The following is a 22,265-nucleotide window of genomic DNA, read 5'->3' on the forward strand; positions in this document are numbered from 1 at the left end:
AGGTGCAGGGCGTGCCTGGCGCAGGCCCATCCGTACACGCCGCCGCCAGCGCGGCCCATCAGGTTGACGAGGTCCCCGATGTCGCACCCGCATTCGCCCACCGCCCATTTCCCTGCTGCCCTGTGGCGAAGCCACCCGATGGCCTGGGCCGTCGCAGTGGCCCTGGGCAGCGTGGTGGCTCCGGCCACTCAGGCCCAACAGGCGTTCAGCCCCGGCTGGTTCGCCGAGCGCGGTGCGGCGCAGGGCGCGGCCGCACAGAGCGGGCGCATGCCCAATGGTGTGCCGATCCAGTTCCAGCTACCCGCGCAGCAGCAGGATGCGGCACGGCAGAAGCTGCAGCAGTCGATCGACAATCTTGGTACGGCCGCGCAGGCCATCGCCCTGCAGCAGCGCCTGCAGGAACAGGCACGGCAGGCGCGCCGCGAGGCGGGATTCGTAGTGGCCGATGGCCTGGGCAAGGATGGCCTGAAGGTTGACGAGAATCCGTTGACGCGTGGCTGGATCAATGCGCGCGACGCGATCCAGTCGCAGGCGGCCGACGGGCGGGTGCTGGTCAACATCGAGCAGACCGCCGACCAGGCGATCCTGAACTGGGAAACCTTCAACATTGGTGGCAACACCACACTGAATTTCCTGCAGAACCCCGACTGGGCCGTGTTGAACCGGGTCAATGATCCCGCCGCAAGGCCCAGCCAGATCCTTGGCCAGCTGAAGGCCAATGGCACGGTGTTCGTGGCCAACCGCAACGGTGTGGTGTTCGGCAACAACAGCCAGGTCAATGTCCGCAATCTGGTGGCAGCGGCCGCACGCATCAGCGATGCGCAGTTCCGCGAGCAGGGCCTGTACAGTGCCGACGCGAACACCTCGGCGCTGACCGACGCCGTGGGCAAGGTCATGGTCGAACGCGGTGCGCGCATCACCACGCACGAACCGACCACGGCTACACGGGGCGGCGGTTATGTGCTGCTGGCTGGCCACAGCGTGGAAAACGCGGGCCAGATTGAAACCCGCAAGGGACAGACCCAGCTGGCCGCCGGTGACAGTTTCGTGATCCGTCGCGGCGTGGGAACCGCCCAGAACACCGCGTCCACCACCCGCGGCAATGAGATTGCCCCGCGCTTCGTCGCTGACAGCACGGCGGGCAGTGTTCGCAACAGTGGTCTGATCCAGGCGCGCGAAGGCGATGTCACGCTGGCCGGCCGCACCGTCGAGCAGGCCGGCGTTGCGGTTGCGACCACCACGTTGAACCAGCGCGGTACGGTGCACCTGTTGAACTCGGCGTCCGATGCGGCCGGCAGCGTGACCCTGGCCGCTGGCTCGACCACGGCAGTACTGCTGGAAGACGATGGCAAGAGCACGGCGCTGGACAGCCAGCGCAACGCGCTCATCAAGGAATCGGCCGAGCAGGACAAGCTGCGCGGTTCCAGCAACAGTGGCACCTTCGACAATCTCTCGCGCCTGCAGGACCGCCGTGAGCAATCCCGCATCGAAGTCGTCTCCGGCGGCGATGTGAACTTCCAGGCCGGTTCGCTGGCGGTGGCCACCGGCGGCCAGGTGATCGCCGACGCCAGCCGGCGCAGCTATCTGGATGATGGCGCGCGCGTGGACGTCTCCGGTGCGGTGGGTGTGCAGGTGGCGATGGAAAGCAACAACGTCAAGGTGAAGGTGCAGGGCAATGAGTTGCGCGATTCGCCGGACAACCGTGACAGCGGCAAGCTGATCAGCAGCGAGGTGTGGATCGACCGCCGCCAGTTGACCGAAGTTGCCGCCGGTACCGGCGGTTATGAAGGCACGCGCTGGTATGCCGGCGGCGGCCTGCTGGAAGTGGGTGGCTACCTGGACAATCAGGGGCATTCGATCAGCGAATGGGCGGCGCAGGGCGGCACCGTCCAGCTGGCAGGCAAGGAAGTGGTCAGCCACGCCGGTTCGCGCATCAATCTGGCCGGTGGCAGCCTGGATGTGCAGTCCGGCGTGGTGCAGCAGAGCTGGCTGCGTGGCCGCGACGGGCAGTTGTACCGGCTTGATGATGCACCGGCCGAGATGCTGTACGACGGTCTGTACCAGGGCTATGAAGTGAAGCAGGAGCGGTGGGGGGTGACCGAATCGTTCCGCAATCCGCTGGTGGCACCCACCCAGCGTTTCGACAATGGCTATACCGTGGGACGCGATGCTGGCCGCCTGTTGATCTCGGCGCCCACGGCCGTTCTGCAGGGCCAGGTGGATACGGTGGCCTTCCAGGGCGCACAGCAGACGCGCCGGCCCGATCAGGAGCAGGAGGGCTACGCGCAGGCACAGACGGCGGCGGCCCGCAACGCCCAGCTCTGGCTCGGGCGTTTCGACAACAGCGGGCGCAGCGCGGTGTTCGACTCGAATGTCCGCATTGGAGCGCTCCAGGCCGACACCCGGCCGTGGACGCTGCAGGCGCCAGTCGGGGAAGCACAGCGCAATACCGTGTGGCTGGACAGTGAGGTGCTGAGCGCCCAGCGATGGGGGCAGGTGGACCTCGCATCGGCCGGTCGTATCGACCTCGACGGCACGCTCAGGTTGCAGGAGGGCGGCCGGCTTGGACTCACCGCAAGCCGCGTCAACTTTGGTGGAACGGTGCAGATTGCCGGCGGGCAGGTGGAAGCCGGAAATCTGCTTGCGGCGCTTGGCGGGCCCACGGCATTGCTGACGTCCGGACGTGGTGCGGTGGATGTTGCGGCCGGCGCACGGATCGATCTTGGCGGCGGTTGGGGCAACGCGCTTGCTGCGCCGGATGGCGGTCCCGCACAGGCGTGGATCGACGGCGGACAGGTGCGCTTCAACAGCAGCCACGACATCCATGTGGGCGAGCGGGCCGCGATTCTGGTCGATGCCGGCGGCGCGATCGATGCCAGTGGCAAGGGGCGCGTAGGCAAGGGTGGCAGTGCCAGCCTGCTCGCGGCCAGCACCGAGGTTGGCACTGACGGCAGCGGACGGATCCGTATCGGCGAGGACGCACGCTTCAGCGCGCTCGGCAACGGCAGCGGCAACTTCACGTTGGCAACCGGCGGTGTGGTGTCCATCGGCGCGCCTGGCACGGATGCATCGGCGGCGTCGTTGCGATTGCAGCCAGCACTGTTCAGGAGTGGCTTCGCCGGCTATGACATCGCCGGTCACAACGGCTTGACGGTTGAAGAGGGTACCCAGCTGCAGGTCGAACGACCGGCGCTGCGCCTGGCCGAGGGCGCACAGCAGGCACTGGCCCGCGAGCAGGGCGTTCAGGCCTGGACGCCGTCGCTGTATGAGGCGGATCCGGCCAGCGGGCGTGTATCGCAGCGCGGCGGCGCGAGCTTGGCACTGCGCGCAGGGCATCTGCTGTCCACGGCCGATCTGCGCGTTGGCAAGGGTGCAAGGATCGAGGTCGATGCCGGCCAGTCGATCGAACTGTTCAGCGCCGGCAACCTGGACGTGGCTGGCGGTCTGAAGGCGGCCGGCGGCCGCATCCGCCTGGATGAGGCATTCGATCCGTCGGGCGTACGCGGCGATGCACGCCGCGAGCGCCAGTGGACAATCGCTGAAGGCGCACTGCTTGACGTGAGTGGCGATAGCGTTTCCCTGCCCGACGCGCGCCGGACATTGCGCGGACAGGTGCGCAAGGGTGGAACGATCGAGATCGGGGGGGCGCTGGACTGGGAAGACCAGGACAACGTACGCCACCTGCCGCCCGATACCTTCGTGGTGGTGGAGCGCGGTGCGCGGCTGGACGCGTCCGGTGCTTCGGCGCTGCTGGACATTGATGGCAGCGGGCGCACCCGGGTGGACAGCGATGGCGGCAGCATCGTGCTGCGCGCGGGCAATGCGCTGTACCTGCAGGGCGAACTGGACGCAGCAGCGGGCGGCGACGGCGCGCGCGGCGGCACCCTCGGTGTTGCCTTTGGGGGCGGCACCTACGGCAGAACGGCATTGGGCAAGGACGTGCTGGCGCCGCGGGTGATCTCGCTGACCCAGCACGCCGCGCAGACGGCGGACCTGCCTGCACGCCTTGAGTACGGCCATGCGGCACTGTCGGTGGAGCAGATCGAGGCCGGTGGTTTCGATCATCTGGCCCTGTTCGGCGACTTCCGCGCCCAGGGAGATGTCGATCTGCGCATGGACCAGAGCCTGCGCATCCATGGCATGAATGAGCGCGCCCTGGGGTTTGCGGAAGGCAACAGCGAGGGCAGCCGCCTGTTGCTGAGCGCGCCCTACGTGCGCCTTGCGCAGGGACGCTGGTGGCAGCCGGCGGGGGAGGGCACGCTGCGGCCGGTCGAGGCGCGGTTCGACGAAGGGAAGCAACATCGTTTCGATGTGAAGGCGAACCTGATCGACCTGCGCGACGTTAGCTGGCTGGCGGGCTTCGACCATGTCAACCTGGACAGCCGTGGCGACATCCGCCTGCTGGCACCGGCAGCCAGCAGCGCCCAGGAAACTTCGTTGTCGTCCCCGGGTTCGATCGATATCAGTGCAGCCCGTCTGTACCCGGCGGCCCGGGCGCGCGGGCGCATCGTCGCTGGCGTTGCGGACATCGGTCCGTCGGGACAGCCTGCCTGGCAGAACCCGGAGGCTGTATTGCGCATCCACGGCGTTGGCAGTGCCACGCAACCGGCACCGGATTCGGCATTCGGCCGCCTGGAACTGGTCGCGGCGACGGTGGTGCAGGGCGGCAACGTGCAGGCGCCGTGGGGCCGCGTCCAACTGGGTGGCGGTGAAAGAAGCACCAATCGCGCCAGCCGCGTCGACCTGCTGGGTGGCAGCGTGACCTCGATCAGTGGCGCCGGCCTGGCGCTTCCGTTTGGCGGTACCGTGGACGGTGTGACATGGCGCCGGAACGGCGCCGAGTTCGATGTGCTGGTTCCTGGATCGATCGATGCCCCGATCGGTGTGGACATCGTCGCCAACGCCTTCAACGGTGCCGCTGGCAGCATCGTGGATGTCTCCGGCGGAGGTGAGTTGACCGGCGCTGCGTTCGTCGCCGGGCGCGGTGGCTCGGTCGATGTCCTGCGGCATTCGTTGGCGGATGCCAATCCACGCTATGGCTTCAGTCGCGCGGGCAATGCGGTCTACGCAATCGTGCCGGGCCGAGCGGACGTGCAGGCACCGCTGGCGACCGGTGACGGCAGCGTCGATCCCCGTGTCGGCCAGGAGATCGTCATTCCGGACGGCGTGCCTGGACTCCCGGCGGGAACCTACACGTTGCTGCCGGCGAACTACGCATTGCAGAAGGGCGCATTCCGCGTCGAGATCGGCGCCGAGAGCGCGCTGGGCAACGTCTCGCCGGTGGCGACCGGCACCGGCTCCTGGCGCATCAGCGGGCACCGCGCGCAGGGCCTGGGCGGGGCGGTGTCGCCGTTGCTCACCGACCTGGTGCTGACACCAGCGGAGGCGGTTCGCCGCCACGCCGGCTACAACGAAACCTCCTACAACGCGTTCGTGCACGGCGTGGCCGAGCGGCGTGGCGAAGCGCTGCGCTGGCGGACGGTGGATGCCGGGAGCCTCAACCTGGTGTTCGGTGAAGGCGCAGGACGGTCGGGTACCCCGGCGGCAACCTTCCTCGGCCTGTCCCGCTTTGGCGCCGGCAGCAGTGACGGGCTCGGCGGCACGCTCTCGGTCAATCTGCGTGTCTCCAATGGTGCAGCGCTGGAGATCGCCAGCGAGGGCGCCGATGCCGCCAGCGGGCGCGGCGCTACCGTCTCCGATACCACGCTCAATGCATTCCGTCCGGTAACGATGCTGATCGGCGGCACGCTGCGGCGCGATGCAACCACCTATGCGCTGGAGGGCGGCGCACAGCACATCGTGGTGCGCAACGGCGTCAACCTGACGGCGCAGGAAGTGCTGCTGTCGGCCGCGTTCGGAGGCAGGGGTATCCTGGTCGAGCAGGGCGTTTCGATCGACACCCTGTCCCAGTCGGGCCCGTCGAGCGTGGCGCAGCCCACGGCGCCCTACCTGGTCGCGGGCGGCCTGCTTGCCGTGTCCAACCAGCGCCTGACGGCGCTCAGTGCACAGGGCGGAAGTGCCGGCGGGCCGGTAGCGATCGACATCGGCGGTTGCGAGGCGGACTGCAGTGGGCAGACCCGCTTGCTGTCGGCGGGCAGCATCAACGTGGTCACCGACGGCGCCTTGAACATGGGTGACTCGCTGAGCTATGGCACGCGCCAGCTCGGCCTGGGCATGTCCGCACTCAACCTGGGCAGCACCGAGGCCATTGCGATGGCGTCGGCGGCCGGCGGCCTGCCCACGGGCATGACCATGAACCAGGAGGTGCTGCAGCGGTTGCTGCGCGGAAACACCGCCATCGGCGCTCCCGCACTGGAGGCGCTCAGCCTGACCGCGCGTGATGCCATCAACGTGTTCGGCAGTGTTGACCTGGATACGCGAGATGGCGCGACCGGTCGCAGCAGCCTGCGCAATCTGGTGCTGGGTGCGCCGGCCATTCACGGCTATGCTGCCGCCACCGACCGCGCGCGCATCTTCGCCGACACGCTGGTCTGGGATGGGACATTGGCCGGCACCGACCTGCCCGGCGGCGAGCTGGCACAACCGCCCGGCGAGGCGATGGTGGGCCGGCTCGGCCAAGGGCAGCTGGAGATCAATACACGGGTGCTGGAACTGGGGCGTGCGCCGTTCACCCGCCCCAACTCGTCTGTGGCGGCCGGTCGCCAGGTGCTCGGCTTTGCCGGCGTTACCCTGGCAGCGTCGGACCGCATGCTGTTCTCGGGCAAGGGCAGCCTCGATGTGTTCCAGCAGCAGGGCGACTACCTGCCAGGCAGCGGCTGGCAGTTCAGTGGCGGCGCGCTGGACATCGTCACTCCCCTGCTGACCGGTGATGCCGGTGCGCAGCTGGCAATCCGCAATGGCGGTACGGTGCAGCTGCGCGGCGCCGCGGCGACCGCGGGCAGCGATGCGTTGGGTGCCGAGTTGTCCATCACGGCCGAACGCGTTGTGATCGACAGCAGGGTGGCGTTGGCGTCCGGCAGGTTCGAGGCCAACGCACGCCAGGGCGTGGTGCTTGGCAGCAATGCAGTGCTGGACATGGCAGGGCGCAAGGTCAGTCTGTTCGACGTGGACAAGTACAGCTGGGGTGGTGACGTGGCGCTGTCGAGCCGCGAAGGTGACATCGTTGCCGACGCGGCGTCGCGGATCGATCTTTCCGCTCGCAACAACCGCGGCGGCCGCTTGACCGTTGCTGCGCTGGGCCCGCAGGGCGGCCGTGTCGATCTGGCAGGTACGTTGCTTGGCGGTGCCAGCGGCCGCTACGACGCCGGTGGCACCGAAGTGCCCTATGACGGTGGCGAAGTGGTGGTGCGCGCACGCCAGTTGCAGGACTTCTCCGGGCTCAATACACGGCTTACCGCCGGTGGTATTACCGGTGGCCGGACCTTCCAGTTGAGCGAAGGCGACCTGGTGATCGGCGATGAGGTGAAGGCCCGCAACGTTGATATCAGCGTCGATGGCGGCAGCCTGCAGGTCAATGGCCGCGTTGATGCCAGTGGCGAACAGGTCGGCAGCATCCGCCTGTCCGCCCGCGACGTGCTGCGTATCGATGGCACATTGGACGCGCATGGCAGCGCCTTGCGCGTGGACAGCTACGGCAAGATCATCGACAGCCCGAACCGGGCCATGATCGAACTGACCTCGGCCAACGGCAGCCTGCAGCTGGGTGCGGCTGCCTCGATGGACCTGCGCGCCGGCACGTCGGTGGCCACCGGTAGCGGGCCGGGCCAGAACGACGGCCGCGCACGCGGCAGCGTCAAGCTCAACGTGCCCCGCGTGGGCAGCAACGATGCAGCGATCGAGGTGGCCAGCGGCATCCGCATCGCCGGTGCCGGCGACGTGCAGGTCAACGCCTTCCGCAGCTATGATTCGGCGCCTTTGGCCAGCGCTCCGGACGTGCATGGCCATCGTCCGCAGGTGATCAACCAGCAATGGTTGGATACGGTGGTGGATCCGGACAACAGCCAATGGATGAACGCCGCGCTGGACAATACCGGATTGCAGCAGCGCATCTCCGCACTGGGCAGCTATCGCCTGCGCCCCGGTGTGCAGATCATGGCGCGAACCAGCAGTGACAACCCGCGCGGTGATCTGGTCGTGGCCGGTGATATCGATCTGTCCGGCTACCGCTACGGACCGCAGTCGAACCGGGCCGATCCTGCGCGCCGTGGCTTCGGTGAGTCGGCCGCGCTGGTACTGCGTGCCGAGGGCGACGTCAATGTCTACGGCAGCATCAACGATGGGTTCGCGCCACCGCCTGCCAATCCCGATGAAGACGGCTGGGTGTTGCTGGAAGGACGCAGTACGGGTTCACCGAACACCGCGTTTGGCGGTGACCTGATCGTGCCGGGCGAGGGTGTCCAGCTCCAGGGCGGCACCGAGTTCCGCGCCGGTGCCACGCTGAATTATGCGCTGCCCTTCGAGGCGGTAACCCTGCCGGCCGGAACCGTGCTACCGGCGGAGATGGTGTTGTCCGGGCCGCTGCTGCTGCCGGCCGGTACCGTGCTGGGCGCGGTAGTGACCACAGACAGCGGACAGGTGATGGTGGCCGGCACCGTGCTGGCACAGGCGCTGGCGTTGCAGTCCGGTGCCCGACTGGGTGCCGGTTTCCGCCTGCGCACGCCGGCGCCGTTGGCCGCACAGGTGTGGCCGGCCGGCGTCGCCCTGCCCATGGCGATGAAGCTTTCAGGCGCGCTGAACCTGCATGCCGGTGCGATCATCCCGTCGATGACCAAGGTGGAGCTGCCAGGCGATGCACCGGTGAAGCTGCGGGCGGCCGATGCCAGCGGACGCCAGGGCCGCAACTGGGCGCTGGCGGCCATGCTGCCCGAAGGCACCACCTCGTGGGACCTGACCGCGGTGGCCGGTGCTGATACGACCGCCGCCGATCCGCGTACCCGGCGCTGGGGGAGTGACGGCAGCATCGTGCTGGCCGACAGCCACTACAGCACCATCGGTACGGTGACCACGACGACGGAATGGAAGGGCGACCGCGTGATCACCGTGGATGGCTCGCTGGATCTATGGGGCGATGAGTCGTGGGTCGGAAAACCCGTAGCGGATCTCGCTCGGGAGCTTGGCATGACCGAGAGCGATGTCTGTGATTCCGGACCCTACTGCGGTCCGGCCCCGCGCCTGGTCGACAAGGAAGGCTCGCTGGCATGGTGGGGCGATGAATCGTGGGTCGGCCGCCCGGCTACGGAGCTCGGGGCCGAGATGGGCATGTCGGAGGAAGAAATCTGCGCGGCGATGGGCTACTGCTATGGCGGTGGCACGTTGACTGAAGTCACGACCTATGGCAAGCGCCTGGGTGCACCGGCCTGGAGCGTCCTGCGCACCGGCAAGGGTGACCTGGCGCTGCTGGCCGCGCAGGATGTGCGCATGAAGTCCGGTTTCGGTGTGTACACCGCAGGTGCGCCGACGGCGCTGGGTGATGGCCGTGACACGCAGTTCACCCCGGGGCGGGCCCCAGTGCCCAGGAACACCGCGCTGCTGGGCCCGGTCCAGGCGTCCGGCCGCTACGATGCCGCCATCGCCACTTACCAGGCGTGGTATCCCGACCAGGGTGGCAATCTGCACGTGCAAGCGGGCCGCGATATCACCGGTGATACCTGGAGCGCGCGCGCAGAGGCGGGCACGCCGCAGCGCGACCAGGCCGGGCATTCCAGCGCCGCGGTGGGCAACTGGTTGTGGCGCCAGGGATCGGGCACGACTGCTGGTGTAGTGCAGAGCGCAACCAGCTGGTGGATCAATTTCGGTACCTACAGCACGGTGGGCCCTGAGCTGGATGCGACGCCTCGCCTGGTCGGCTTTACCGGTTTCGGCACGCTGGGCGGCGGTAATCTGTCCCTGGAAGCAGGCCGCCACTCGGGCGTGATCGCGCCGATGGGCAATGCTCTGGGATTGTTGACGGCGCCCCATTCCAGCGCGATCGTCGCGGCGGTCGGGTCGACCGGACGGGTCAGCAACGGTGAACTGCATCTGACGGGGGGCGGAGACCTGACGCTGCGAAGCGGCGGAGCGGTCAACCCCGGCCTGCGCGCAAGCGCGCAGCAGCCCGAGGGTTTCCAGCAGGATCTGGATCTCAACGGCACCGTGACCAATCTACGCGGCAGCACGCTGCTGCAGGCGGCGCGCATCGGCGGTCTCAGCGCGATACAAAGCAGCTACGGCACGTTGGGCCTGCACAATCCGTTCGTGGCCGACGCACCCGTTGCGATGGCCGGGCCGGTGCTGGTGCTGGGCGATTCCACCGCCCAGGTGCAGGCGCGCGGCGATGTGGTACTGGGTAGTGCCGCCGATCCCGGCCGGGTTCCCGTGGCCAATTTCAACGATATCCTGCTGGAAGGGGGCGGCCACGCGTCGGGCACAAGCTGGTTCTCGCTGTGGACGCCGCGCACCGCGCTCGACCTGTTCTCCGCAGGCGGAAATCTCTCGCCGGGCCTGGTTGGCACGCAGCACACGACCGGCAGCAACCAGGGTAGGGAGGTGATCAGGATCAACCCCAGCAATGGCGATGCCTATCTCAACTACTGGTTGTATCCCTCCCGGTTCACGGCCATCGCGGCCTCCGGGAACATCAATCTCGCCAGTCTGCGCAGTGGCAGCGTGCCCGATGCCCAGGACGTCATCGTGCTGGCGCCCTCGGCGTCGGGTCGGCTGGAGGTATTGGCGGGAGGATCGATCCTGGCTACCGACCGGGCCACTCAGATTGTGCGCTCAAGCAGTGATGCCCGTGTCCCCGGCCCATTCAATCCCGGCTTCATCGCGCAAGGCCCCGGAAACGCAGGAACCGTGCGCAGCAATGTACCCGCGGACGGGAACGGCGCCAGTCCTGGCACTACGCTGCCGTACTTTGCCTTCGGTCCCAATACCGCGCTCGGCGTGCTGTTGCCAACCACACCGACCGTGGCCAGCCGGTTCTATGCAGTGGCCGGCGATATCATCGGGCTGGGAAGCGGCGACAGGCGGCAACTGTCGCGCAATGCCGAGAACGGCGCGCGTACCGTATTCGACTGGTACGAAGCGGGCTCGGCGGTACAGCTGCGCGCCGGTCGCGATGTGATCGGCGCGGATGTCACCGCGCTCAACACCAGCGGTACCGATATCAGCGGGATCGAAGCGGGCCGGGACATCATCCGCAGCAACCTGACGGTTGCCGGCCCCGGCAACGTCGAAGTGAGTGCGGGCCGGCAGCTGCGCCAGGAAGAGGCCGGAAGCATCGTGAGCCTGGGCGGCGTCGTGCAAGGCGATGCCCGTCCCGGCGCCAGCATCGCAGTGACTGCCGGCAACCAGGGCATTGATTTCGATGCACTGCGCACGCACTACCTGGATCCGGCCAACCTCGCCGATTCCTCGCAGTCGTTGGCTGCGCAGCCGGGCAAGGCGGTGAAGATCTACGACAAGGAGTTGAGGGAGTGGCTGCAGCAGCGCTTCGGTCTGGCGGTTGATGGCGCCGAGGCCCTGGCAGCATTCGACCGGCTGCCGAAGGAACAGCAGCGCATCTTCCTGCGCCAGGTCTACTACGCCGAACTGCGTGAAGGTGGCCGCGAGTACACCGATGCCGAAGGCCCGCGTTTCGGTTCTTACCTGCGCGGCCGCGAGGCCATCGCCACGCTGATGCCGGACAAGGATGCGACGGGGGCGACGATCCAGCGCACCGGCGACATCCTGATGTACGGAGGCTCCGGCGTGCGTACCGAAGCCGGCGGCAACATCGAGCTGATGGCGCCGGGCGGACAGATCGTGGTGGGTGTGCAGGGCGTGGTGCCGCCGGCCAGTGCCGGGCTGGTGACCCAGGGGCAGGGTGACATCCGTCTGTTCAGCCAGGACAGCGTTCTGCTGGGGCTGTCTCGGGTGATGACAACGTTCGGCGGAGACATCCTGGCCTGGTCGGAGCAGGGTGACATCAACGCCGGTCGTGGTTCGCAGACCACGTTGTTGTACACGCCACCGCGTCGCGTCTATGACGGCTGGGGTAACGTGATCCTGTCGCCGCAGGCCCCGGCCAGTGGTGCAGGCATCGCAACGTTGAACCCCATTGCCGAAGTGCTGCCGGGCGACGTCGACCTGATCGCGCCGCTGGGCACCATCGATGCGGGCGAGGCTGGCATCCGCGTCTCGGGCAACATCAACCTGGCCGCGCTGCAGGTGCTCAATGCCGCCAACATCCAGGTACAGGGTGAAAGCAAGGGCCTGCCCGTGCTGGCCACGGTGAACGTCAACGCGCTGGCCTCGGCCAGTGCAGCAGCCAACAGCGCCAGCCAAGCGGCACAGGATGTGATGCGCAAGAGCCAGGATGATGCGCGGCGCAACCAGCCATCGGTGATCAGTGTGCAGATCCTCGGTTTCGGCAGCGGCACCAGCAGCATCAACCCGCCGGCGCGTGGCAATACTGCCAACGCTGGCTATGACGCCAACAGTGCCTTCCAGTTCCCGCAGGCAAGTCGCGACGAGGGCACGCAGCGCCGGTAGGCCTCTTGCAAGCGTGCCGACCAACGGTCGGCACCAAGGTAGATCCACGCCTTGCGTGGATGCGATCGGGCCGGAAGAACGGACAGCATCGGGCCAGCCGCCACGGAGCGGTGGCGGCCCCAGCCAGGACGGCACGGAGGGCAGGGAGCGGCCATCAGCGGTGAGGACCACCGACACAACGCCGCCGGGTGCAGGAGAGTGCCCGGCGGCAGGCGGGGGGATCCATGCAATGCGCGGATTCCGGAGCCAACAACAATGCCGACCAACGGTCGGCACCCACCAAGGCACGGTCGGCACCCACCGTAGATCCACGCCGTGCGTGGATGCTTTGCCTGGGAAGAATCCTACAGCTCCAGCACGCGCCGGTAACTCAACGGCCCACGCCCATCGCGCAGGCCCAACCGCAGTTCAAGTCCGGTGGCCGGCATTACCTCGCCTTCGCTCGGCAACACGGCCCATCCCGTTCCTGGCTGCCAGGCCCGCACCTCGAACCGCTGTACCTCGCGCGCCACGGCAATGCCCTTCGACAGATCCGGCGCCGGCAGGGGATACCGATCCGTCGCTGCGCCGCTGGCCCGCCAAAGCGTACTTCCCTGCCGCCACCAGCGCACCCGCTGCCAGTGCAGCCCATCGCTGCCGACACTGCGGGTGATCTCCAGCGCGAAGCTCCCATCCGGATGCCGCTCGCTCACCAGTGAAGGAGGCAGCAGCCGCTGCGGTTGATCGCCCGGGCGCACGGCACCGTTCATCAACGCATCGTCTGCGCGCATTTCGATATCACGCTGGAACTGCTGCAGCATGCGCAGCGCCGTCGTGGTTTCTGCATCAGCCTGGCGCAGGCGCTGGTCGCTGTTGGCCACGCTGTCGAGCGCCCGCCAGCAGATCAGTGCCAGTACGCCCATGATGGTGATCGCAATCATCACCTCGATCAGGGTGAAGCCGCGGACGGCGCGCCTCATTGCGCCGCCGTCCATGGCAACTGCATCCGCGCCAGCGACTGCCGGGGAGCTTCCTCGGCAACCACACTCAGTTCCAGCTGCGGCTGGCCATCGTTGCCCGTGCCCAGATGCTGAAGCACCAGGAAGCTGCTGCGCCCCTGCACACAGCGCTGCCGGGCATCCTGCGGTGCCTGTCCGCTCAGGCGCAGTTCCTGCCAGCGATCCTGCGCACACATCAGTGCCAGGCGACGGTCACGCAGCCGTGACTGATCGTCAGTCGCCACTGCCACCGAGCGCATCACCGCCGCCAGTGCAATCGATACGATCGCCAATGCGATCAGCACTTCGATCAGGGTGAATCCGCGCGCCGCCTGCTTCATTGCACGACCTGCAACTGTCCGCTGCCATCATCACGAAGACGCAGTTTGCGACCCTCCAGCGACAAGCCAAGCTCCCAGGCGATACCGATCCACTCCGGGCTCAGCTCAATGGGGTTGGCGGGCTGCACCGCGATACCCGTTGCCTGCCACTTCTGCGGTCGCAGCAGATCATCGCGTTCAACGGTCACCCAGCGGCTGCCTTCGCGGCGGCTGAAACGATAGCCGTTGGCGTCGGCCTGCCAACGCAGGGGGCGGCCATCGATGCGCGCCTCATCGCGCGCCACCTGCAGGCGCTGCGCCAACCGCTCGGCTTCCTGTCGCAGCTGCCGGCCCGGGTCGAGCAGGCTGCCCAGGCCCAGCCCGATTCCGGCCGTGCAGATGCCGATGATCACCAGCACCACCATCAGTTCCAGCAGGGTGAAACCACGCGGCACGCGCTGCATCGACGTTGCCTCCTGTCCGGGTCGATACCTGCCAGCGTAAGCCGGCATGATGAAACAAAAGCGTCAGCCACAGCTGCTAGCGTGGGCGGACACGAACGTGGCGGTGGTGCGGAACATGGATGGCAGGCGCTGGGATCGCAATCGCATACTGACCCTGCTGGCGGCGACGCTGCTGCTGGCCGTGGTGACCTATTGGGGTGTCACCCTGTCTGCCGTGGCGCCAGCGGCCGCGGCCAGCGAGGCGAAGGCCGTGGCGCCGGTACGGCCGATGTTCGATGCAGTGGCCAGCCTGCCGCTGGTGCGGCTGCTGTCCCCCGGTGCAGTGCAGACCGAGGTGGTGGTGCTGGGCGTGATGGCCGGTGACCATGCGCCATTGGCCCTGCTCTCGGTGGATGGACGCCCGGCGGAAGCGTATGCGCCCGGCCAACGGCTCGGACCTTGCACGGTGCTGGCCAGCATCAGTGCCAGCGCGGTGGAACTGAACCAGGCCGGGCAGTCGCGCAGCCTGCCAGTGCCCCAGCTGCCGCCAGTGCCGAGCGATGGCATCGTGCCCGCCGCACTGTAGAGCCGAGCCTGCGCTCGGCTGCGCCTGGAAGAACAGTCGAGCATGGCTCGACGCTACAGAATCCTGCCGGGCTGGGGCTCTGCACCGCGACTGTGCAGGCTCAGCGCGCCGGGCGCTGCGGTACCACCGAACGACCAAAGGCATCGCCCATGCGCTGTCGTGTGCCTTCCAGGTTGTACTGCATCAGTTGGTTGCCGGGCTGCCGCATCAGGCGTTCGGCTTCAGGTAGAGCCGGTGACTTCGCCGATTTCGGCGCCGGGGCCAGTTTGCGTTGCAGACACTCCCAGGCGGGGATGCGCTCGCCGTTGACCTGTACTTCGATGCAAGGCGCGGCATCGTCCTGCTTCTTCGCCTCGTCGGCGCGCACCGGGGCCAACGCCAGCAGCAACGCAAGGGTGAGGGCAGCGCGCAGTTCCGCCATCAATGATTCACGCATCTCGAATCTCCCGCAGCAATCGACGTTCTGCAATGAAGACGTGTGGAGAAGGCAGGGTCCGCCTGCGTGCATTGCGCTGCCGTCAAAAGATGACAGTGCTGTCATAAAACTGTTGGCGGTTTTGACGCGACGTGCACGTCCTGTTGGTAGACCCACGCGCCGCTCCATGGCCATTACCTTCGATACGACGCGATGCCTTCGATGACTCCTGTTCCGTGCCGAGCCGTCCGCCTTCCCTTGCGCCTGCATCCCTTGGTGCTGGCCCTGGCCGCGATGCCGCTGCCGTTGTTCGCGCAGGAGGCAGCGCCTGCGCCCAGCGTGAACATCAATGAATACATCGTACGTGGCAATACCGTGCTCGATCCGCGCCAGATCGAGCGCGCGGTCGAGCCCTTCCTCGGCCCGGGAAAGACCCTGGCCGATGTCGAGAAGGCACGCGATGCAGTCAATGCGCTGTACCAGCAGGCGGGCTACCAGTCGGTCTATGTGGAGCTTCCCGAGCAGCAGGTCAGTGGTGGCGTGGTGCTGCTGAAGGTACAGCAGACACCGATCGGCCAGCTGCGGGTCGTGGGAACGAAGCACGAATCGCCCGAGCGCATCCGCGAACGCGTACCAGCGCTGGCGGAAGGCAAGGTACCGGACTTCGACCAGGCCCAGAAAGAACTGACCGCGCTGAATGAGGGCGGGCGTCGCCAGGTGATGCCGCTGGTGCGCGAAGGCCAGGTGCCGGGCACGATGGATGTGGACCTGCAGGTCGAAGAAAAGTCGCCGTGGCGTGCCAGCGCGTCACTCAACAATGACCACAGCGCCGACACCGAGAAGCTGCGCCTGAGTGCATCGCTGGCCTACGACAACCTGTGGAAGCGCGGGCACAGCGCCAACATCGGCGTGTATCTGGCACCGGAAGACACCAAACAGGCCAAGGTGTTCACGGCCTCGTACACGATGCCGTTCGAAGGCACGCCGTGGAGCCTGGAAGCGTCCGGCTACAAATCCGACAGCCGCGTGCTGAACGCGGGTGGGCAGGTGGGTACCGGCACCGGTACCAACGTGATCGGCAACGGTCACTCGATCGGCCTCAAGCTCAACTATCGACTGGCCGGCAGCAGCCAGTGGTGGCGCCAGCTCAGCCTTGGTGTGGATTTCAAGGACACCGAGGAAGATACCCAGATGGGCAAGGACAGCCTGAAGACGCCGCTGAAGTACGCGCCTATCACGCTGGCCTTCGTGGGCGTGCGCCAGGGCGAGCAGGATCAGCTGAGCATCAATACCCAGCTGGTGGCCGGCACCCGCCGCCTGTTCGGCTACGGCAGCGACGCCACCGCCTTCGGCCAGAAGCGCTATTGGGCCGACCCGAGCTTCGTGGCCTTCAAGGCCGACGTGGCCAACACCCACACCTTCGGCAACGACTGGCAGTGGTACGCACGTGGCTCGCTGCAGGTGACCGACGCGCCGCTGGTGTCGGCCGAGCAGTTTGCCGCCGGTGGCATGTACACCGTGCGCGGCTATCTGTCGGCCGAGGCGATCGGCGACTACGGCGGCCTAGCCAGCCTGGAATGGCGCACCCCGGCGTGGTCGCTGTGGAGCGGCACTGATCTGCGCGTCTACAGCTTTGCAGACGCGGCCTACCTGCGCCTGCGCCAGCCGCTGCCCGAACAGCGTGACAAGTACAACCTGGCCTCGGTCGGCCTGGGCGCGCAGATGCGCCTCGGCGAACACCTGCAACTGCGCCTGGACTACGCCTGGCCTTATGCCGATGGCCCGGTCACGCGCAAGGACGACCCGCGCCTGCATTTCAACATCAGCACCAGTTACTGACCCTTCCCTTGAACATGCGTTCTCCGGAGACCCTTCGCATGGACCGTTTGCTTTCCCGAGTGTTGTTGCTGCTGGCCGCGCTGGTTGCGCTGCCGGTCGCTGCGGCCGATGCCAATTGGTGGCAGGCCGAATGGAAATACCGCAAGCCGATCACCGTCGACGCCGGCCCGCAGGGCGCGGGCCTGGCCGGTGACCCGGGTCGCACGCCGCTGCTGCTGCGCCTGCATACCGGCAACTTCGGTTTCGACGGCACCCAGGACGCGGGCAACGACCTGCGCTTCGTCTCGGGTGATGGCCGCACCGTGCTGGCCCACCAGATCGAACAGTTCGATCCCAGGCTGGGCCTGGCCCTGGTCTGGGTGGACGTACCGGCGGTCAGCGCCGCAGCACCGCAGACGATCTGGATGTACTACGGCAACGAGAAGGCCCCGGCCAGCGGCAATGGCCAGCAGGTGTTCGACCCGGACTACACGCTGGTCTACCACTTTGCCGAGGCCAATGCGCCGGCACGCGACACCACCGCCTATGGAAACAACGCCGGGGCCGTGGCGCCGCCGTCGGAAGGCTCGGTGATCGGCCGCGGCGTTCAGTTGGGCGCAGCCCCGCTGCCGCTGCCGGCCAGCGCATCGCTTGCGCAGGAGGCGGGCGCGCCGCTCACCGTCTCGGCCTGGATCAAGCCGGGCAGCAACAACGCCGCACAGGCGATCTACGCCCGTCGTGACGGTGCTTCCGAACTGGTGCTGGGCATCGAGAACCGGGTGCCGTTCGTGCAGCTCAATGGCCATCGCAGCACGCCGGCACAGCCGATTCCGGAAGGGCAGTGGGCGCATGTGGCGCTGACTGCGGAGAAGGGCGCTCTGCAGCTGTACCTCAATGGCCGCGTGGTCGCACAGCTGAGCGGCGAATTGCCGGCGCTGGGCACCGCCCCGGTGGTGGGCGCCGATGCTCCTGGCGCGGCGCAGCCGCTGGCCAATTTCGAGGGCGCACTGGATGAGCTGCGTATCTCTCGCGTGGCACGACCGGCGGCACTGCTGCTGGCCGATGCCACCGCACAGGGCGCCGACTCGCGCCTGATCAGCTACGGTGCCGACGAGCAGTCCGCCGGTCAGAGCCACTTCGCCTTCATCCTCAAGGCAATGCCGTTCGACGCCTGGGTGGTGGTGGCGATCCTCGGCCTGATGATGCTGCTGTCGTGGGCGATCATGATCGCCAAGGGGCGCCACTTCGGCCGTACCAGCAAGGCCAATGCGGTGTTCACCGAGAGCTTCGGCAAGCTGTCCGGCGTGCCGCTGCGCACCCTGTCCGACATGGACCGCCAGGGCAAGGCGCCGGCCGCGATGCACGACGGTTCGCTGTGGCGGATCTACCAGGTGGCCATCGATGAAATGCAGCAGCGCCACCAGCGCGATGGCAACAGCGGTTACCTCAGTGGCGCCACCATCGCCGCGATCCGCGCCTCGATGGATGCGGTGATGGTGCGCGAGCAGGAAGCGATGGCACGGCGCATGAACTGGCTGTCGACCACCATCGAAGGCGCGCCGTACGTGGGCCTGTTCGGTACCGTGATCGGCATCATGCTGGTGTTCGTGGTGGCGGCGATGGCCGGCGCGGTGGACATCAATTCGGTGGCACCGGGCATGGCCGCGGCGCTGCTGTGTACCGCAGCCGGCCTCGGCGTCGCGATTCCGGCGCTGTTCGGCTACAACTACCTGGGTGCACGTGCCGAGGCGATCGGCGCCGACATGGCGGTGTTCATCGACGAGTTCGCCGCGCGCCTGGCCGAAGAGCAGGACGGGCGCGGCCCGGCCGCGGTCCAGGGCTGAGGGGCGCGCCATGGGCCAGAAGGCGAAGTTCGGCATCAAGAAGCGCGAGAAGGGCATCAACGTAACGCCCTTCGTCGACGTGCTGCTAGTGGTGCTGGTGATCTTCATCCTGACCAGCAACGCCTCCATCCCCGGCATCGAGGTGAACCTGCCGAAGGCCAGCAACAGCGTGGCGCTGGAAAAGCCGAAGACCAAGGCGATCACCATTGACCCCAGTGGTCAGGTGTTCCTGGATGCCTATCCGGTGACGATGGCCGAGCTGGAAGATCGCCTGCGCACCGAGCGCGCGACCACCCCGGATTTCCCGGTGATCGTGCGCGGTGACGCGCAGGTGCAGTACGCCCGTGTGGTCGAGGTGCTGGACCTGCTGCGGCGGCTGGAGCTGGCCCAGGTTGGCCTGGTCACCGGCAAGGCGCAGGGCTGAGGCATGACGGCCCATCAACCCCCTCGGCCGGAGCCCGGCATGCGCGGTCGCCAGTTGCTGGTGACCGTCGCGCTGGTGCTTGCCGCTTTGCTGGTGCTCGGCATCGCCGTGTGGTGGATGCTGTTCAAGGACACCGCCAGCACCCGCAGGCCGGTGGTGCAGCCGCCGATGCTGGCATTGCCGCCACCCCCTCCGCCGCCGCCACCGCCGCCGGAAAAGCCACCGGAGCCGGAGACGCCGCCGGAAGAAACGATGCCCGAACCGGAGCCGCTGGATCAGCCGACGCCCGCTGAAGAGCCCACACCGACGCCGGACAATGCAGACCCGGTGACGATGAATGCCGATGCGCAGGCCGGTGGTGACAACTTCGGCATCCAGTCCGGCAGTGGCGGCGGTTCGTCCGGCGTCGGCCGTGGCGGCGCCGGCAATGCCACCTATGGGCGCTATCTCGGCTACCTGATGCAGCAGGCGATCTCGCGCGACGACAAGGTCAAGCGCCTGGCGTTCCAGCTGCAGGTGAATGTGTGGCTGTCCAACGATGGCCGTCTGGAAAAGGTCGAGCTGGTGCGTGGCAGTGGCAACGAGGAGGCCGACGCGGCCGTGCTCGATGCACTGCGACGCATCGGCAAGATCGACCAGGCACCGCCGCCGTCGCTCGATTTCCCCGCCCGCGTGCTGATCCAGGGCCGCCGGCCCGGGGCCTGATTCCCGACCTCCGTGATTTCCCTTCTTTCGATGAGAACCGTGATGAACGACCACGTCCGCGCACGAACCGACTCCCGCCGCCCGCGGCCGGCCCGACGGGCGCTGCTGTGCTGCGCCGTGCTGCTCAGCCTGGCCGCCCCGGCCGGTGCGATGGCCGCAGAAACCACCATGGTCAAGCTGATCAAGGGCCTGATCGCCAGCGGCGCGCTGAAGCCAGAAGACGGCCAGGCACTGCTGGTGCAGGCCGAGGCTGAAGCAGCGGCCGCATCGCGCACTACGACCACCGCACCTTCGGCCGCCAGCGGTGGCGTGGCCCTGGAGGCCGGCGACGTGCGCGTGCCCTACGTGCCGCAGAGCGTGCGCGACGGCATTCGTGACGAAGTACGCCAGGACGTGATGGCGCAGGCCAGGTCCGAGGGCTGGGCGGCACCGAACGAAGTGGCTGAGTGGACCAAGCGCATCAAGGTCACCGGTGACATGCGCGTGCGCAGCGAGTCGCGCTTCTTCTCCGAACGCAACAGCGACATCGTGAGCAACTGGTCGTCGATCAATTCCGGCAACGGCTTCGACACCAACACCAACACCAACCTGCAGCTGCCGCCGCTGCTGAACACCCGCCAGGACCGCCGCAACCTGTGGCGCATCCGCGCCCGCCTGGGCATCGAGGCGACCATCGGCCAGCACACCACGGCCGGTGTGCGCCTGGCCAGCGGCAGCAGCAATGGCCCGGTGTCGACCACCGAGCAGCTGGGCGGTGGCCTGAGCAAGAAGGACGTGTGGCTGGACCAGGCCTGGCTGGCCTACAGTCCGGCCGACTGGGTGACGGTGCGCGGCGGCCGCTTCGGCAATCCGTTCTGGACCAGCGATACGCTGTTCTCCAACGACCTGAACTTCGACGGCCTGGCCGCCAACCTGCAGTATGACTTCGACGGTGGTGACCTCGGCCTGTTCGCCAACCTGGCGGTGGTACCGCTGGAGTACACCTCCGATAGCGCGCCCAGCCAGAGCCGGGTCAAGACCCCGAACGAGAACAAGTGGCTGTCCGGTGCACAGGTCGGCATGAACTGGCGCTTCAACGACGACAATGCGCTGCGCGCCGCACTGGGCTACTACGATTTCAAGAACATCAGCGGCCGCCTGTCCTCGCCGTGCGCGCTATATGCGGGCGCGGTGGGCTGCGATACCGACTGGTCGCGCCCAGCGTTCATGCAGAAGGGCAATACCCTGATGCTGATCCGCGACATCGCGCGCAACCCGCTGGACCCGGCCAACACGCCGACCCCGCAGTATGTCGGCCTGGCCTCGGCATTCCGCCTGACCACGCTCAACCTGCGCTGGGATACGCAGCTGGCCCAGGGCATCGGCCTGCGCCTGGATGGCGACTACATCCGCAACCTGGCCTACGACAAGCAGGCCATGTTCAGCCGCGCCAACAACGGCATCGTCAACAACTATGGCGCCGGTGGCACCGCCAGCATCGATACCTTCCGCAGCGGTGACACGGCGTGGATGGTGCAGGCCACCTTCGGTGCGACCGAGCTGAAGGAGAAGGGCCAGTGGCAGGCGCTGCTGGGCTACAAGCACATCGAGGCCGATGCGCTGCCCGACGCCTACAACGATCCGAATTTCCACCTGGGCGGCACCAATGCCCGTGGCTACTACGTGGGCGGTGCCTATGCGCTGGATGCGCGCAGCTGGATCAGCGGCAAGTGGATGGCGGCCAAGGAAGTGTCCGGTGCGCCGCTGTCGATCGACGTGTTCCAGCTGGAGTTCAATACCGGCTTCTGAGTAGCGGCGTGATGCGGATCACGTAGTGCGTGGCGGGGGCGCAGCGATGCGCCCGTCTAAGGAAAGGAGACCACGCGTTGTTCAAAAGGAGAAGTGGATGAGCCGTCGCAAGCTGTTCGAGAGTCCCGAAGCGTCCAGCCAGATGCTGGGTGTTGGACCGGCCTATGTTTCAGTGGAGGGCCTGCGCCAGCACCTGGCCGAGTTCCTGCTGTATGCGGGCCGGCCGGTGGTGATCATGCGCGGTCGCAGCGAAGTGGGCTATTTCCTGCCGGCGCGCTGCTGGCGCCAGCGCGACGATGATCCGCTGGCGGCCGCCGCCGCCGACCAGCTGCTGGATGCGGCCGGCTTCCAGGCCGAAGACATCCAGCAGGTGGAGCAGGAATTCAACGCGATGCGCCAGCGCACCGTGCTGCATTCACGGCGCTGAGTGGCCGCAGGGGAGGGGGCTGAGGTGCCCCGAGGGCCCGAGGCACC

Annotated in this window: 12 protein-coding genes; 8 read left to right on the plus strand and 4 right to left on the minus strand. The window is 67.5% G+C overall.

Features of this window, described 5'->3' with window-relative positions:
• The first annotated feature begins 78 nt into the window (after window positions 1–78).
• Entirely contained in the window at window positions 79–12,471 is a 12,393-nt protein-coding gene (locus ACTJJM_RS00665; protein WP_440865041.1) for a filamentous haemagglutinin family protein, read from the plus strand.
• Between the two features lie 344 nt (window positions 12,472–12,815).
• On the opposite strand, the gene ACTJJM_RS00670 is transcribed toward ACTJJM_RS00665, so the two are convergent.
• Genes ACTJJM_RS00670 through gspH form a run of 3 tightly spaced genes read right to left on the minus strand, consistent with a single transcriptional unit; the run spans window position 12,816 to window position 14,232 of the window.
• The gene (locus ACTJJM_RS00670) at window positions 12,816–13,430 is read right to left on the minus strand and encodes a prepilin-type N-terminal cleavage/methylation domain-containing protein (RefSeq protein ID WP_235650569.1); all 615 of its coding nucleotides are present in this window, start codon (window positions 13,428–13,430) and stop codon (window positions 12,816–12,818) included.
• Window positions 13,427–13,789, minus strand: coding sequence for a type II secretion system minor pseudopilin GspI (gspI, locus tag ACTJJM_RS00675; protein ID WP_043396226.1), 363 nt, complete (start codon window positions 13,787–13,789; stop codon window positions 13,427–13,429). Before gspI ends, ACTJJM_RS00670 begins: the two co-directional genes overlap by 4 nt.
• A complete protein-coding gene (gspH, locus tag ACTJJM_RS00680; RefSeq protein ID WP_043396223.1) occupies window positions 13,786–14,232 on the minus strand; it encodes a type II secretion system minor pseudopilin GspH in 447 nt (148 codons plus the stop codon). The genes gspI and gspH overlap by 4 nt, the downstream gene beginning before the upstream one ends.
• 115 nt (window positions 14,233–14,347) lie before the next feature.
• Between gspH and ACTJJM_RS00685 the strand changes: the two genes are divergently transcribed.
• Entirely contained in the window at window positions 14,348–14,797 is a 450-nt protein-coding gene (locus ACTJJM_RS00685; protein WP_440865042.1) for a hypothetical protein, read from the plus strand.
• A gap of 100 nt (window positions 14,798–14,897) precedes the next feature.
• Here ACTJJM_RS00685 and ACTJJM_RS00690 read toward each other — a convergent pair whose 3' ends face one another.
• Complete coding sequence (locus ACTJJM_RS00690) at window positions 14,898–15,233, minus strand: hypothetical protein (RefSeq protein ID WP_440865043.1); 336 nt, start codon at window positions 15,231–15,233, stop codon at window positions 14,898–14,900.
• A 201-nt stretch (window positions 15,234–15,434) separates the two neighbouring features.
• Between ACTJJM_RS00690 and ACTJJM_RS00695 the strand changes: the two genes are divergently transcribed.
• From ACTJJM_RS00695 to ACTJJM_RS00720, 6 genes are all read left to right on the plus strand, one after another.
• Window positions 15,435–17,051: a ShlB/FhaC/HecB family hemolysin secretion/activation protein gene (locus ACTJJM_RS00695; protein WP_197597800.1), complete on the plus strand. Its 1,617-nt coding sequence runs from the start codon at window positions 15,435–15,437 to the stop codon at window positions 17,049–17,051.
• Window positions 17,052–17,089: 38 nt separating this feature from the next.
• Window positions 17,090–18,874 carry a DUF2341 domain-containing protein gene (locus tag ACTJJM_RS00700; RefSeq protein WP_109814251.1) on the plus strand — a complete coding sequence of 595 codons (1,785 nt, stop codon included), beginning with the start codon at window positions 17,090–17,092 and terminating at the stop codon, window positions 18,872–18,874.
• A gap of 10 nt (window positions 18,875–18,884) precedes the next feature.
• A complete protein-coding gene (locus ACTJJM_RS00705; RefSeq protein ID WP_005409874.1) occupies window positions 18,885–19,298 on the plus strand; it encodes an ExbD/TolR family protein in 414 nt (137 codons plus the stop codon).
• A 39-nt stretch (window positions 19,299–19,337) separates the two neighbouring features.
• A complete protein-coding gene (locus tag ACTJJM_RS00710; protein WP_197597801.1) occupies window positions 19,338–20,003 on the plus strand; it encodes a TonB family protein in 666 nt (221 codons plus the stop codon).
• Window positions 20,004–20,045: 42 nt separating this feature from the next.
• Window positions 20,046–21,791: a putative porin gene (locus tag ACTJJM_RS00715; protein WP_440865044.1), complete on the plus strand. Its 1,746-nt coding sequence runs from the start codon at window positions 20,046–20,048 to the stop codon at window positions 21,789–21,791.
• Between the two features lie 97 nt (window positions 21,792–21,888).
• A complete protein-coding gene (locus ACTJJM_RS00720) occupies window positions 21,889–22,218 on the plus strand; it encodes a hypothetical protein (protein ID WP_043396200.1) in 330 nt (109 codons plus the stop codon).
• Window positions 22,219–22,265 lie beyond the last annotated feature (47 nt).

The organism is Stenotrophomonas sp. 22692 (assembly GCF_052045015.1).
Classification (GTDB): Bacteria; Pseudomonadota; Gammaproteobacteria; order Xanthomonadales; family Xanthomonadaceae; genus Stenotrophomonas; species Stenotrophomonas geniculata.